Here is a 15548-nt window from a genome sequence, read left to right as displayed (position 1 = left end):
AACCTCTCCAAATAACTTTAAACTCCTCGTTGGACCAACAACGTTTAACAGGAGGATATTAGGAGATGTTAGCAGTGGCACAAGTTGATTATATCAGACATGAAGTAAATCAAAAAGGTGAAACATACGCCAGTGTGGGGAGACGGATGGGAATTGACCCCCGCACAGTAACTAAGTATGCCAATCAAGAGGAGTTCACGAAGAAAGAAAAGCAACAACGTAAATCACCAGTCATGGATCCCGTGAAGCCAATTTTGGATAAATGGATCAAGGAAGATTTAAAAAAGAAAAGGAAGTATCATAGAACAGCAAAAAGAATGTTTCAGGAACTAGAGAAATTCCATAGTTTCAAAGGATCCTACCGTACTGTTCGCAACTATGTTTCAGAACGTAAACGAGAATTAAAAGAGAATATGGAGAGCGCAGCATTGCCTCTTGAGTCAATTCCGGGTACGGCACAAGTTGACTTTGGGACAGCACCATTTAAGTACCATACCGAAGTGATTGATCTTCCTTATCTGGTAATATCCTTTCCAAACAGTAATACTTTTTACTTTCAGGTTTTTCCTTCGGAAAATACAGAGTGTTTACTGGAAGGGTTACAACGCATGTTCCAGCATATGGGAGGGGTTCCCAAAACGATTCGATTTGATAATTTATCACCAGCAGTAAAGAAAGTTCGGGCAAAAGGAGAGCGTGAGTTAACGGAGACCTTTGATAGATTTGTTCTGCATTATGGTTTTACATACGAGTTTTGTAATCCTGGTAAAGGTAATGAAAAAGGTCATGTTGAAGCAATGGTTAAATATGTGAGAAATAACTTTTTATTACCAGAGAATATAATTTTAGAACTGGATCCATTCAATGAAACACTCTGGGAAATGGCAGAGCAGGACCGCGATCGTTTGCATTATGAGAAAGGTATCCTTCAATCAGAACTATTTAAGGAGGATCAAGAAAATTGGCTTCTCTTACCTGAGAAAAGATTTGAATGCGCACGATATGAGGAGATAAAATCAGACAAATACGGATTCATTTCAATAGACAAGAAGCAATACTCTACTTCTCCTCGATTCGCCAAACAGAACGTGCGTGTATGCATCACATATAACGATATAACCATCTTGGAGGAGAATAATGAGGTTATCGTAAAACATCCAAGATTATATGGCATAAAGAGAAAATCAATGGTGTGGCAGCCTTATTTGAATCTACTATCGAAACGCCCTAGGGCAATTAAGTATTCAGGGATTTATGAGCAGTTCCCGCCAATTTGGACAGAATACCTACTTGATTGTACGGAGGAAGAACAAAAGAGTGCCTTGCGGTTATTGGGAGGGCTTTTAAAGAATGATGACTTTTCATTGTTGAATGAGGCTTTACAATTGGCCTCTACACATGGCCACCCAGATACTGATCAAATTAAGCATTGTTTCTATTCATTACTTAACCAAAACGATGCCCATACCGCCATTACACCAAAGGTGTCTATACCTAATGTGCCAAATGCGACAAGAGGGTTATCCCATTATGATTCCTTCTTCCAGAAGGGAGGGATCAGTCAATGAATGATCAAATAGAAGCTTACGCCAAACGTTTAAAGCTGAGTTGGATTAGAGAGAACTACAGCAATGTAGAGGCTGATAGTGATCAGGAATACCTCCTGAAGTTATTTGAGAATGAAGTACAGAACCGTGAGGAAAGGAAAATAAACTTACTACTAAAGCAAGCTGGACTACCCAAGACAGGTAGCAACCCTTACCAGTGGGAGCATATTCAAATTCCACAGGGCATTGACCGAGCGGGAGTTTTGAACGGAGACTTCATTAGTGAAAAGGAAAACCTTATTTTGTATGGCGGGGTTGGGACTGGGAAAACCTATTTGGCATCGTTAATCAGCTTAAATGCCATACATAGGTTTGGCAGTCGGGTCAGATTTTACACTGTGGCATCCTTGGTGAATAAATTAATCGACGCTAATCAGCAGGGAAACCTTACGAAACTAATGAAACAGATTGAGAAGCTGGATTTATTAGTATTGGATGAACTTGGCTATATTCCCCTCAATAAGGAGGGGGCAGAGCTTTTATTTCAAGTCATCTCTATGTGTTACGAAAATAAAAGTATTATCATCACAACTAACCTGCAGTTTGGCCAATGGAATCATGTTTTTGGCGACCCAATACTGACAGAGGCGGTTATCGACCGATTGATTCATCACTCGCATTTATTGCTTTTTACCGGAGACAGTTTCCGTTACAAAGAATCTTTATTACATGAGTAATTAGAGGTGGCAAGTGGCATACAAATTTAAATGCCATTTCATACATTTTTTACTTGCCAAATACACAAAAGAGTCAGTAAAAATCCACATAATGATAATTTACCGTCTTAATATCTTTACTAGATAAGGTAGAGGTCAGAGGTTAGAATATTTTACAGAGGTACAACTACTTCTACCCTCCTTTAAAATAAGTTATATAAAAGGTAACATTTTTTACTTTTTTATGTCTATAGCGAATTATAGCTTCTTTTGTCGAAAGAATTAAAGAGTAGAGTAAAGAAGAGAATCGCATGTAGTGACCACATGAGAAAAGCACCTCCTCAAAGTCGTTAATTGTTTTATACTACGCAAAAGCATATGAGGGGTTTTTTTATCATTTTTATTGAACATGATAAATGCAACTAACATCCCAGAAGAGATCATTAGTGACAAAAATGAAATCATTATTGTCAACATGTTTTCTATACCCATGAGCGTCACTTCCCTTCTTGAACATTGTCAAAGAAGGTAATATCGGTGCACCACCCCTCATATGAAGCCAATCTGTTATAGTATATATGTAAGTTTAATAGATCTGTTCGACATTATTTACTTGTTTTTTACCTAGTCTGATTATCCAATATAACAGTATCCATGGCAAAGCAAATATTGTAACCCGCTTTAGCAGATTAAATATACCATATCCTTTTTATTTCTACCTAGACGATCCAATTCAGCAAAGACAATAATATCCTTCTCACGTATAAACTACTTCATTTTTTGGTATTGTTTCCATTCAATATGCTGTGGAAAGTGGTTTCGATCGATCTATGTTCCCGAGAGACGTATCATGCGGGAACTTAATTCCATAAAATAACGGAATATGTTAGTGTAGGAAGTGCATGATACAAGGAGGATTGATCCATGGAACAGGAGGAATTGAAACAGGTGAAAGAGGAATTATATAAAGAGATCCTCGTTTTGCAAAATGATCAGAAATCGTTCAAGCGACGTGTCAGCACCATCGCAAATATGCTTGTTCCAGGTATAGGCTTCATCGTATATGGCAGTTCGGTTATGAAAGCAATTATTGTTTTTCTTCTTTTTATCTCGTATAACCATGTGTACTTCCATTATCTATATCCTGTTGCAGGCGGTACGGGTATTGTCAGTTTGTTCTATCTCCCAGCAGTCTTCATTTGGCTGATCAGCACCTTCATGGTCGCCAGTTTAGATGATTGAGTTTTTCTGCGGAAGCCCTGTGTCACAAACAAATCATAAATTCATGGTATATCAAGGTATAATCGAGGCTATTAGTGGGAATATGATACATACTATGACAAAATAGAGGAAAGAGCAACCTCTAAACGGTGAGCCAGATCAAAGAAGGAAAGGTGTAGAGATGGATTCTATCGTATTATCGATTGTTATCTTGCTTATTTTGATTATTGCGAATGGTGTTTTTGCGATGACGGAAATTGGAGTCGTTACATCAAGGAAAATAAGGCTGGAACAGAAGGTCAAAGAAGGTAATAAAAAGGCAGAAACAGCCCTTTACTTAGCGAACAACTCCAGTGAACTGTTATCCACGATTCAAATTGGTATTACCTTAATCGGGATTATATCGGGAGCATTTGGCGGGGCAGCCATTGCCGGAGATCTAAATGTGTATGTAAGAGAAATCCCGTGGTTAGCACCATGGAGTCTGCAAATAAGTATGGTGCTGGTAGTAACCTTGACTACCTTTTTGACTTTAGTGATTGGTGAATTGACACCAAAGCAAGTAGGCTTAACCAATCCAGAGAAGGTGGCGATGGCTGTTGCGCGGCCAATGTATTTCTTTTCGAAAGTCGCTAAACCGTTGATTTGGATATTAGATAAATCCACAGTTTTAGTGTTAAAAATGCTAGGGGTTAAAACCAATGAAGAACCGGATGTCACGGAAGAGGAAATCCAGCAGATGGTCGAACAGGGCGTACATAGTGGTCATATTGAAGAAATTGAACATGAGATGGTTGATCAGATCTTTTATCTGGGTGATCAGCGTATCAGTGACATTCTTACCCCAAGAACGCAATTAACTTGGATTGATATTGAAAGTAGTTTTGAGGAGAACATGGAATTGATCAGCAAAAGTGAACATTCTCGTTTTCCTGTGGGTAAAGGCAGTTTGGATCAATTCCTGGGGATGATACATACTAAGCGGGTGTTTGCCAAGCTGCAAGCCAACGAATCCTTCACGATACCTGATTGTATTGAACCGGCGTTGGTGTTACCAGAACATGTGAAGGTATTCAAGGCTTTGGAAACGATGAGAGAAGCAGGCAGTCATCAAGCTGTTGTTGTCGATGAATATGGTGGAGTGGAAGGATTCGTAACATTAAATGACTTTATTCAGGTGATTGTCGGTGAGATCCAAAGTGATGGTCACAGAGCCAAGGCTACGATTACACAGCGGGATGAAAACTCTTGGTTGGCGGACGGACAAGTTCCTTTTGACACTTTTTTACGTTATTTTGATTTGGAAGATGAAGTAGACATAGAAATACTAAAGGATACATCTTTCCAAACCTTAGGTGGATTTCTGACAAGCGAGATCGGTAGTATTCCAAAAGAAGGAGATTATATTTATTTGGAAGGCTGGAAGCTGGAGATAGTAGATATGGATCAAGTCCTGATTGATAAACTGATGATTACACGTGTTTCGGAGTAAGGGGGAGTTTGAACGTTTTGTATAGAGGTGAATCTTTCACCTTTTCTTTTTCTGTTTATTGTGAATGTTTGAACAATTATGAAGGCATAGTGCTGTCACTTACCTTGTGTAACTTTCACTAGCGTGAGAACCTGTAAATTACGGAATCAACATCCTATCTCAAAAGTAAAAATTGTGCACAAGCTGCCAAAAATCAAACCGTGTAAGCCGTTGGATTGCCCATTACAATAGAACATATGAGTAACGAAAGGAGTAGATCGATATGCTATATCCACAAATGAATGCGCAACGTATGCTAACCGAGCTGAATGGTTTTTGGCATTTTGCTGCAGATCAAGACAATAAGGGAGAAGAGAAAGGTTGGCCATATGGTATTCCAAGAGAACGAGAAGTCGCTGTTTCTGCAAGCTGGAATGAGCAATTTCAGGATTTAATGTATTTCTTTGAAACAGGTTGGTATGAGACAACATTGGAGGTTCCTAGCCATTTTCGATCAGAATTATTGTGGCTCAGGATTGGGGCAGCTAACTATCTCACAAAGATTTGGATCAATGGACAATACGTAGGAAGTCATGAGGGAGCGCATCTACCATTCGAATTTGAGGTTTCCTCCTATATGAAGTGTGGTCAAAAGAATACCATGATCATCTCAGTGGATGCTCAGATTAAGTCAGATCGCTTGCCGCCTGGAGATGTGGAAGAAGAGCAAGTGATTGGCTTTAAAGGACAATATCCGAATAATTACTATGATTTTTTTCCGTATGGCGGGATTAACCGTCCTGTCTATTTATATACTACAGCACCTACTTATATAAAAGATATAACTGTGAACACAGAAATACAGGGGGAAACAGCTGTTTTATCGTATGATTGTCAGATTAATCAGCCCTTTCAAGGTACGGCAGTTATTACATTGGACGAAGAGGCAGCCACGAGCCAAGTTACTGTCGACAACCATAAGCGTGTGACAGGGCAGTTAACCATTCCATCACCGAGGCTGTGGGGGATGGAGGATCCTTATTTATATGAGCTATGCATTCAATTATTTGACGATGAGATTTGTCTAGATAGTTACACACTGGAAGTAGGCATACGAGAAATCGAATTAATGGATCATCAGCTGTACTTAAATGGACAGCCTGTGTTCTTGAATGGGTTTGGTCTGCATGAGGATTTCCCTGTATTGGGTAAAGGTCTTAACCATGCCGTCATTGCGAAGGATATGAATCTGTTAAAATGGACAGGGGCCAATTCCTTTCGCACGTCGCATTATCCGTATAGTGAGGAATTCCTGCGGCAAGCGGATCGGCAAGGGATGTTAGTGATTGGGGAAACTCCTTTTGTTGGTTTTGTGCAAAGCCATTATCAAAACGATAAAATACAGGAGCAGGCCAAGAAAGTTATTGGAGAAATGATTAATAGAGATAAAAATCACCCGTCTATCATTGCCTGGAGCTTGGCAAATGAAGGGGATACCTTTGTCCCAGAGGCGAGCGCGTTCTATCATTCGTTATATCAATGCGCGAAGTCGCTGGATCCTAGCCGCCTGGTTACCATCGTAAATTGTGTAGATATCGAGGAAGATCATGCCCTGCAGCATTTCGATTTTATTAGTTTAAACCGTTATTATGGCTGGTATGAACAGGCTGGCCGCTTGGATGAAGGCTGTGAGATGCTGAGTAAGAAGCTTGATCGCTGCTTTGAGGTGTTCCAGAAACCGATTATTGTAACGGAGTTTGGGGCAGACGCGATTGCCGGTCTACACACCAATCCGCCAGAACAGTTTACCGAGGAATACCAAGCAGAAATGGTTACACGGCAATATCAGATCATTGCGGACAAAACCTATACGATTGGGGCCCATATTTGGTCCTTTGCCGATTTTAAAACAAGTCAGACACCTTCAAGAGTCGTTGTCAATCGCAAAGGATTGTTTGCGAGAGATAGACAACCTAAATTGGCGGCGCATCGTATCAAGGAGCTGTGGGGTGAATAACAAAAGCCAGTGCATACTACTGTTGATGGCCGGGCCACGTCAAGCCTAACCAAAAAATCCCCTTCTCTAATCAGAAGGGGATTCATCATATGGAATCATAGTCTCTCTTTATTCTGTCGCTTCACTTAACAAACTCTGTACTTCTTCTGGATCTGGCTCCAGACTTAAACCAGTATCCACGAGTGGGCTAAGTGTTGATACGGCCGGTTTTTTATTCCCTTGATAGAAAGAAATAAACTCTTCCTGATTAATAGAATATAAAACAGCCTGACGCAAGGCAAGATTAGAGGAAACCTCACGATCTTCCATATTGAAATTCAGATAGCTGACGGCGTTACTGTCATTTTGTTGTAGCGTTAAATGCTCATCCTCTGTAACTGTGTCATAGCGGTTCTCTGCTACACCATTAAAGATATAAATTTCATCATTACGCAAGGCATTCAATGTACTCTCTGCGTCTTGAATAAAGTTGACTACTACCTCGTTGATTCTCGGTTCATAGTCTGTACCAGGCATATAACCCGGATTTTTCAAAAATTGTGCTTCATAATCATTTTTAGAAGAGATAACGTAAGGACCGCTGGCATAAATTGTGTTCTCTTCACCGCTTCCTTCTGTAACGGTTCGTTGATCGCCATAGGCAATATCTTCATTGACATCATAATCATCTACATCATACGTATTAATACTTTCCACTTGTTCTTGGGATACGATACCTGCCGATTGGTGGGCTAGATAATTAAGTACCTGCGGGAAAGGATCGACGGTTGTTATCTTCACTACTTGGTAAACACCATTACTATTATCTGCTGCTGTTTTGTCAGTGGTTAACTCGTTAATATTGGAATCCAGACCACTTTCTAATGCCTCTTTGACGGTCTCACCATCGATTGAATTGGTTGATTCTAATTCGTCAAGATCACTCACAATATCAATCGTATCCATGTTTTCATGTAAGCTGTATGTGCGGTGATCTGGTACAGAATCGGGATCTTTGGCACGGTCTAAGGAGAATTTCACGTCTTCAGCGCCTACGCGTTCTCCGGTATCGACGGCTTCGTCATTCTCGATAGCGGCAAAATTAATATCATCCCGAAGCACGAAATAGTACTCTTGATTTCCATCCGCAATCACGTGATTCAGAGAAAGGGAACCATCCGAAACTACTTCATCATCATCCGTTAGATTAACTAATCGTACATAAAGATTTGTGTTCAAGGTGTTGATTGACCCATCATTTCCTTTAATAGGGTCCAAGGAAGTTAAAGAACCGATGGCTTGGTGCAATTGTAACGGCTCCGTCTCTCTCAATGATGTATCATTATAGTCCATTGCCTCCCATACAGCTGCCCGTGATTTTGGCAGACGGACGGTGGATTCATCTAATATCTCATGATTGACACCTTGTGCCTTATAGGATGTATATAATGGCGCGATATAGGCCTGATCAAAGACAATACGCTGCTCCAAATCCTTATAAGTCTCTTGATATTCATCTGGTAATTGCGTGCTGGCCAAGTCAACTAGTTCATCTGCTTCTTCATCTGCAAATAAGCTGTTATCACCATCCGATGTGAATAACGAGCGGACGGCATAGTCTGGATTCCCTGTTACCGTTGTCCAGCTATTAACAGCAATATCATAGTTACCTGCGTCCCGCTGTGTGGTAAAACTACCGTAGTCAGGCTGAATATTCAGCTCCACGTCAAACCCGTTACTTGTTAATTCATCACGTAAAATATTCATATCATCTTCATTCGTACTCATACCTAACAATTCGATGTGAGGTTGTTCACCGCCTCCTGAGTCCTCTGATGAATCCTCTTGTACGTCAGATTCGGTATTCAAACAGCCAGTTAATCCAATGACTAAAGCAAAAAATAGCAACATACTTAATTTTTTCATGTTTTCTCCCCCTGTTGTTTAATTTATTTTGGGATCTAAGGCATCACGTAGCCCATCCCCCAGAAAGTTAAATGATAATACTAATAAAATAATGGCTAACCCTGGAAAAATAGCTAAGTAAGGCTCTGTTTCTAAATACTCACTACCTATTCTTAATACATTCCCCCATTCAGGTATGTGCGGTTCCACACCTAACCCTAGAAAACTCAAACTGCTTGTGGCAATAACAGCAGTCCCAATGGTTAAAGTAGCCCGGACAATCATTGGTGCAAATGCATTAGGTACGGCATGCTGAAATAATATCTTCCAGTCGGATTCCCCTAATGATTTTGCGGCTTCAATATAGTTGAGATTAGCAACCATTAACACATTGGCCCGCATAGTTCTAGCATACATGGGAATAGATCCGATGCTTAACGCAATAATTAAATTGACCGTACTCGATCCAAAAGCGGCAATAATCGCAATAGCAAGCAAAATACCTGGTACAGCATAAAGGATGTCTAAGATCCGCATAATCGTTTGATCAATTGCCTCATGGAAATATCCGGATATGGCACCAAGAATACCGCCAATGACCATCGGAATAAGAGTGGTCAAGAGACCGATAACCAATGAGATTCTTGCTCCAAAAATGATACGAGAGAATACATCACGCCCAAAGTTATCAGTGCCAAATGGATGAGCAAGACTGGGGTCTGTCAGCAATGCTCCATAATTATTCGCCGTTGCAAAGCTCGTTACAAACGTTGCAAAGCTAGTAATAGAAATAGAGAAAATAAAAATAACAAATAATAAGCCAGTCATGGCAGTAAAGCTTTTACTTAATTTCATCCAGAAGAAATGCCACTTATCTTTGACGGATTCATCCTTATCGGACGCCTTTAAAAACAAGCTGTAGGCCAAAATAAGTCGGAAAATATTGCCGGTTATACTTAAGATGCATAATAACACAGCAAGCCATTTTATCGGCTTTCGCTTCTGTTGACTCACGTCAAGCTGCCGACTAAACAGGATCAGTAACACCACATCCAACAGCAGTAGGCCTAATAATACGGACATGGCAGGCAGAAAGGTGTTCGACACATAAGGCTTAAACAGATTAAAGGATGTTACCGCAATAATAAGAAAATCCGTGATCAGCATGTAATAAATAAAGGTATACTCGATGGAAGACCCTTTCTTTGATATACGAAAAGCAAAAATTGCGGTAAATATATTTCCACATAATAAAGAAAGGAATTGAACCCTGGCAAGACGTCTTGTTCGAGCTTGAACAGCCCCGTACACTAACAAGTCTTTCCGCAAGAAAACCAAAAGGATGAGCTGATAGGCACTGATTAAGCCATAGATAACCGTCAATAATGTAAGGGTGCCTTGCCATGATTGTGTAGCTATGTCATAACTGTTCCATAAAAAAATTAGGGTTAACCCAAGTGTTATGACAAAAGTGAAATAACCATGTTTATATAGCTCTGATTGTTTCAACTGTTGTTGATTTGCCCGATGACTCACGTTCTTCCCTCCTAACTATCCTTCATCTGTGATCGAATGCGTGGGTTTAATACAGCATAGAGAAGGTCTACAATCAAATTGACAATGGAAATGGCAATCGCAATATAAACCACACCGCCTAAGATGGCTGGTATATCTGGAATAAATTGCTTATCAACAATATAACTGCCCAATCCACTAATATTAAATACCTTTTCAGTAACTGCTGCACCACCGAGCATGACGCCGAATTGCAAGCCAATAACCGTTAAAATAGGAATCCAGGCGTTTCTTAGGGCATGTTGAATGAAAATCTTACGTTCCGATAGCCCCTTTGCCTTGGCCGTTATCATATAATCTTCGTGCATCACCTCAAGGATAGAGGATCGTGTCATCCGAGCAATCGTAGCTGTTAAACCAGTACCTAGCACCACAATAGGCATAATAAGAGACCAAGCATTCCCAGGAGAATAATTAGATGGTAACAAATCGGCATTAACAGAGAATGTTAGAATAAAGATTAGTCCTTGCCAGAAACTAGGGATAGATAAACCGATCAAGGCGATGAACATAAAACTATAATCCCAAAAAGAGTTGACCTTCGCAGCTGAGATCATGCCAATTGGTACGGCAATGAGAATCGCTAGAATCAGAGAAAAGCTGGCGATTATCAATGTTACGGGCAATCGGTTGGCAATACTATGCATCACATTTTCATTACCAGTATAAGAGAGCCCCAAGTCAAAGGTTAAGAAGCCTTTGATCGCTTCCCACAACTGCACCCAATAAGACTGATCCAATCCATATTGGCGATCGAATGCTACGCGCTGTGCTTCTGAAGCAGATTCACCAAGAATATTAGCAGCGGCATCCGATGGTGAAATATAAAGAATGGTAAAAACCATGATAATCACTGAAAATATCACAAATATGGTCATTACCAGCCGTTCAAAGACAAAACGGATAAAGGCTTGTTGGTAAATGAGACATAAAATATAAAGCAGACCACCTGGTATAAAAGTCCAAATAACAAATCGCTTATCTAATAATAGCTGTAGAAAGTATTCTTGATAGGTGGTAGGCATGAATTGTTCTTCTGCGAGTTCCTGAATAGCAGCCTCTTTTATTTTTGTGTCTGTTTCTCGACTGACAAACTCTTCTAATTCCGTTTGCTTCATAGTCTGATCAAAATATTCCTTTTTTTTACGAAACTGATCTTCGTATCTTTGTTTAAGTGACAGATATTCCTTCGTTTGTTTTAATTGATCGATTCTTTGTTGGACAAGTTCTGGATATTTCTCTTTCTTACGTCTATAAAGAAATAAGAGAAAAGCAATCAAATGAACTGGTAAACCGATCAACCATTGAATGTAATGTAGGAAAGGATATCGTTTTATCATCATAAAGCCTTTGGACAAGGCATTGGATCCCATTGACAACATTCACCTCCATAAATCTTGATAATTCCTATTGATTTAGTATAGAATGGAATATGAAGAATTATAGGCAATTTTGAAGTAGAAGTCAAATCAAATAAACTATATTGGGGTTATGACATATGCAAGATATATTAGCAGTAAAGAATTTATCCGTTACGTTTCATTCTGAACAGCAAGTCGTGTCATCCGTTCAACGGGTTTCCTTCTCGGTTGGCAAGGGAGAAACATTGGGTATTGTTGGAGAGTCTGGCTCAGGTAAGAGTGTAACAGCCAAGGCAATTATGCAGCTATTACCAGAACACACGGCAAGAATTGAAGCTGATGCCATTAACTATCAGAGCCAGGATATCTCGACATTTTCCAATAAAGGAATGCAGCAAATCCGGGGACAAGAAATAAGTATGATTTTTCAAGATCCAATGAGTTCGTTCAATCCAACGATGAAGATTGGTCAGCAGATTGATGAAATGAGTATAAAACACCGAAATCTGTCCCCGCAGGATGCGAGAAAGGAAACGATCGAGATGTTGGATTTGGTTGGCATTGGTGAGCCTCAACATCGCTACCATCAATACCCACATGAATTCTCTGGCGGGATGCTGCAGCGAGCGATGATTGCGATGGCTTTAGTCTGTCGTCCCAAGCTGTTAATAGCCGATGAGCCTACCACAGCACTTGATGTACGCATCCAAGCACAAATTCTGCAGTTAATGAAAAAGCTGCAGGAAACGATGGATATGAGTATTATTTTGATTACGCATGATTTCGGGGTGGTTGCCGGGATGTGTGATCGAGTAGTGGTCATGAAGGATGGCAAAACGGTGGAGCAAAATGATACGGAATCGATTTTTCAGCGACCCGCACATCCTTATACGAAACGATTATTAAACGCCTTACCTAGAATTGATCAGGAAAAGAAACACTTGGCACACAAGACCTTTACGAAAACCGAGCCATTGATGACCGTCCAGCAATTAAGAAAAATATTTCCATTGAAATTGGGCGGTTCTGTCCATGCGGTTGATCAGATCGACTTCCAAATTCACCCTGGGGAAACATTGGGGTTAGTTGGTGAATCAGGGTCAGGCAAGTCAACAACCGGACGTTTGATTTTACAGCTACAACAGGAAACGGCGGGAGAAATTATTTTTCAAGGAATGGGGATTCATCGTTTTAAACGTAAAGAGTTAAAGCAGCTCCGACGCGATGTGCAGATTATTTTCCAAGATCCGCATTCCTCGTTGAATCCAAGGTTGAAGGTGCTGGATATTATTGGCCAGCCTTTAGATATCCATAAACTTTGTCGCACTAAGCAGGAGCGTCGAGCGCGAGTGGAGGAGTTATTGGAACTGGTTGGATTGGAGAAAGAGCACGCCAGCAGGTATCCACACGAATTCTCTGGTGGGCAGCAGCAGAGAATTGGGATTGCTAGGGCACTTGCTGTTAATCCTAAATTCATCGTGTGTGATGAGCCTTTATCCGCACTGGATGTCTCGATTCAAGCCCAAATTGTCGACTTATTACAAGACCTGCAGCAAAAGTTGGGGTTGACCTATTTATTTATCGCACACGATTTAGCGATGGTCAAACATATTTGTGATCGAATTGCCGTCATGTATTCGGGTAAAATCATTGAAGTGGCTGAAAGTGAGGAACTTTATCGAAACCCGATGCATCCTTACACGAAGTCATTACTCGAGGCCGTGCCAATCCCGGACCCTATGTTGGAGGCGAAGAAATTAAAAGAGCATAACATTGTTTCTCAAGTCTATCATTTTGAGGAAAATAGATTAGAAGAAAAGAGTCCGGATCACTGGGTGCTTGTCTGAATGGTATGGTGCATTGCTTGCGAAAAAGACTTATGCTAGAATGTCCCCATTGCGGAAACCGATTAAATCACGAAATGATATTGTATTAGAATAGTAGACAATCTCCAAATATGTCCGTTAAAATAGATAATCAAATCAAAATCGAGCGGATTATAAAGTAATGAAGGAAGTAGAGCAGTGATGCTCTACTTCTTTTTAGTTGACATAATACGAGACCGTCCGGAAAAACGGGTAAACCGTCCAGTAACAGGGTGAAACCGTCAGTAAAAAGCCCAAAACTGTCCGGGAAGAGGCTTAAACTGTCCGGAACACACCCAAAACCGTCCGGAAAGCCGCTCTCTCCTTTTGTTAGGAAAAGATTTGCACTTGGTTACGGCCTCTCTCTTTCGCCAGGTATAATGCTTGATCTGCTTGATATAGCAATTGCTCTAAGGTGTGTTTATTTAAGTTGTCTATGCTGGAGATGCCTAGACTGATGGTAACAGGGATGGAGAGTGAATCGATTTTAAATGGGTGCTCCTCTAATTGCTGCCGCATGGTTTCAGCCAATTGATATGCTTCTTTTATATCCATGTCGTTTAACGTAAGGATAAATTCTTCCCCGCCATAACGAGCTAAGAGACAATGGTCGGGCAATATTTTTCGAAAAAGTTGGCTCGTTTCATTCAAAATACGATCTCCGACCTGATGTCCATAGGTATCATTTATTTTCTTAAAGTGATCAATATCGAAAAGGAGTATAGCAAAACTTTTTTTTGCTTGTGAAATGGCAATTTCTGCTCGCTGGAAAAAGGCCCTCCGATTAAGTATATTAGTCAGTTCATCATAATAGGCCAAGTATTCAAGTTGTGTCTGCATATTTTTCATTTTCGTAATATCCGTAAATATAACCAATCTACCACTATTTTTTGTAGTATGGGACAGAGGGGATACACGTAATTGAAACACACGTGGTTTATGCTGTCGATTGTAAGTGATTTCTGCTTCCAGTGGGCTTTCTGATAAACTATATGGGAAAGGAAGTCCCGATAAATTCTTCCAAATATGATAGAAATTTTGTCCATACATCTGTTGGTTAATGCCTATTAACATTTTCTGTGCTGCTTGATTATATTCCACTAGACGATAGGAATTATCCAAGACGATCACACCATTATCCATACTTTGGAAGATAACGTCTTTTGCAATAGGCACTACCGTAAACATTTGTGAAGTGGTGATGGCCCATAGGTAAAGAGTAGATGAAAGTCCTAATATCATCGGGACAGGGTCAATTCCAGATGGAGTTAAACCTGTTAAATAAAAGTAAGACATGACAATGGGAAGGAATTGCCCAAGTGCTAAGACAATAATTTGTTTCCAATAAGCACGGGCTGCCGTTTTTAATTGTAGTAACGTTAAAATAAGTGCAATAAACATAAATGAAAAAGTGAAAATGCCATGAACAATGTACCATATACCAACCTCTTGTTCCACATAAGGTGCGCCTAACAAAGGGTCAATTTGTAACGTGCGATAGTAGAGATGGTGCAAGTCGTTGGTTGCTACTAAAATAATGGTAATGGTTGGGATGATTAATAAAAGTAATACTCGTTTAAACGCTGTTTCCATCCCAAAATAGCGCAGGATAAATAATAATCCAAGTAGTGGAGAATAACCTATACCTATGTATTGTATAATGGTCCATGTCTTTATTTGTTCAATGTTGGTAGCAAGCAGTCCAAATGCACCGGCAAAACAATAGATGCTAATGGGTAAAATATAAATAATAAAAGTCCAGGCAATGCTTTTATAATAATGGCGACGTGCATAGGCAAAAACGGCTAAAACGAGGTTGATAACGCCAGACGTTACCATTAACGCTATAAAAGCTGTGATTTGTGAGTCCATAAGCTTACCCCCTTTCTAT

Annotated in this window: 10 protein-coding genes; 6 read left to right on the top strand and 4 right to left on the bottom strand. The window is 40.1% G+C overall.

The window, feature by feature from the left end:
* Positions 1–65: 65 nt before the first annotated feature.
* The 5 genes from istA to uidA all read left to right on the top strand — a co-directional run bounded on the left by istA (position 66) and on the right by uidA (position 6972).
* A complete protein-coding gene (gene istA / locus E0E32_RS20860; RefSeq protein WP_130860725.1) occupies positions 66–1568 on the top strand; it encodes an IS21 family transposase in 1503 nt (500 codons plus the stop codon).
* The gene (istB, locus tag E0E32_RS20855; protein WP_130859135.1) at positions 1565–2284 is read left to right on the top strand and encodes an IS21-like element helper ATPase IstB; all 720 of its coding nucleotides are present in this window, start codon (positions 1565–1567) and stop codon (positions 2282–2284) included. Before istA ends, istB begins: the two co-directional genes overlap by 4 nt.
* 903 nt (positions 2285–3187) lie before the next feature.
* Entirely contained in the window at positions 3188–3505 is a 318-nt protein-coding gene (locus tag E0E32_RS20850; protein WP_066189534.1) for a hypothetical protein, read from the top strand.
* 160 nt (positions 3506–3665) lie between these two features.
* Positions 3666–4976 (top strand): hemolysin family protein, encoded by a 1311-nt coding sequence (locus tag E0E32_RS20845; RefSeq protein WP_066189535.1) that lies wholly within the window; start codon positions 3666–3668, stop codon positions 4974–4976.
* A 262-nt stretch (positions 4977–5238) separates the two neighbouring features.
* The gene (uidA, locus tag E0E32_RS20840; RefSeq protein WP_066189537.1) at positions 5239–6972 is read left to right on the top strand and encodes a beta-glucuronidase; all 1734 of its coding nucleotides are present in this window, start codon (positions 5239–5241) and stop codon (positions 6970–6972) included.
* A 108-nt stretch (positions 6973–7080) separates the two neighbouring features.
* On the opposite strand, the gene E0E32_RS20835 is transcribed toward uidA, so the two are convergent.
* The 3 genes from E0E32_RS20835 to E0E32_RS20825 are packed head-to-tail and all read right to left on the bottom strand — an operon-like array spanning position 7081 to position 11804.
* The gene (locus E0E32_RS20835) at positions 7081–8877 is read right to left on the bottom strand and encodes an ABC transporter substrate-binding protein (protein WP_130860724.1); all 1797 of its coding nucleotides are present in this window, start codon (positions 8875–8877) and stop codon (positions 7081–7083) included.
* Positions 8878–8895: 18 nt separating this feature from the next.
* Positions 8896–10392, bottom strand: coding sequence for an ABC transporter permease (locus tag E0E32_RS20830; RefSeq protein WP_130860723.1), 1497 nt, complete (start codon positions 10390–10392; stop codon positions 8896–8898).
* Positions 10393–10403: 11 nt separating this feature from the next.
* A complete protein-coding gene (locus tag E0E32_RS20825) occupies positions 10404–11804 on the bottom strand; it encodes an ABC transporter permease (RefSeq protein WP_286172017.1) in 1401 nt (466 codons plus the stop codon).
* A 125-nt stretch (positions 11805–11929) separates the two neighbouring features.
* Between E0E32_RS20825 and E0E32_RS20820 the strand changes: the two genes are divergently transcribed.
* Complete coding sequence (locus E0E32_RS20820; RefSeq protein WP_066189549.1) at positions 11930–13639, top strand: ABC transporter ATP-binding protein; 1710 nt, start codon at positions 11930–11932, stop codon at positions 13637–13639.
* 348 nt (positions 13640–13987) lie between these two features.
* On the opposite strand, the gene E0E32_RS20815 is transcribed toward E0E32_RS20820, so the two are convergent.
* Positions 13988–15529 carry a histidine kinase N-terminal 7TM domain-containing diguanylate cyclase gene (locus E0E32_RS20815; RefSeq protein WP_130860722.1) on the bottom strand — a complete coding sequence of 514 codons (1542 nt, stop codon included), beginning with the start codon at positions 15527–15529 and terminating at the stop codon, positions 13988–13990.
* Positions 15530–15548: the final 19 nt, after the last annotated feature.

It is taken from the genome of Gracilibacillus phocaeensis, from assembly GCF_900626275.1.
Taxonomy (GTDB): domain Bacteria; phylum Bacillota; class Bacilli; order Bacillales; family Amphibacillaceae; genus Gracilibacillus; species Gracilibacillus timonensis.
The sequence above is the reverse complement of the archived record's forward strand: the minus strand, read 5'-3'. Positions and strand labels throughout refer to the sequence as shown.

Coding starts and splice junctions, on each gene's coding strand:
- E0E32_RS20835 (WP_130860724.1), bottom strand. CDS start 8,877: ATGAAAAAATTAAGTATGTTGCTATTTTTTGCTTTAGTCATTGGATTA.
- istA (WP_130860725.1), top strand. CDS start 66: ATGTTAGCAGTGGCACAAGTTGATTATATCAGACATGAAGTAAATCAA.
- uidA (WP_066189537.1), top strand. CDS start 5,239: ATGCTATATCCACAAATGAATGCGCAACGTATGCTAACCGAGCTGAAT.
- E0E32_RS20815 (WP_130860722.1), bottom strand. CDS start 15,529: ATGGACTCACAAATCACAGCTTTTATAGCGTTAATGGTAACGTCTGGC.
- E0E32_RS20820 (WP_066189549.1), top strand. CDS start 11,930: ATGCAAGATATATTAGCAGTAAAGAATTTATCCGTTACGTTTCATTCT.
- E0E32_RS20845 (WP_066189535.1), top strand. CDS start 3,666: ATGGATTCTATCGTATTATCGATTGTTATCTTGCTTATTTTGATTATT.
- E0E32_RS20850 (WP_066189534.1), top strand. CDS start 3,188: ATGGAACAGGAGGAATTGAAACAGGTGAAAGAGGAATTATATAAAGAG.
- E0E32_RS20825 (WP_286172017.1), bottom strand. CDS start 11,804: ATGGGATCCAATGCCTTGTCCAAAGGCTTTATGATGATAAAACGATAT.
- istB (WP_130859135.1), top strand. CDS start 1,565: ATGAATGATCAAATAGAAGCTTACGCCAAACGTTTAAAGCTGAGTTGG.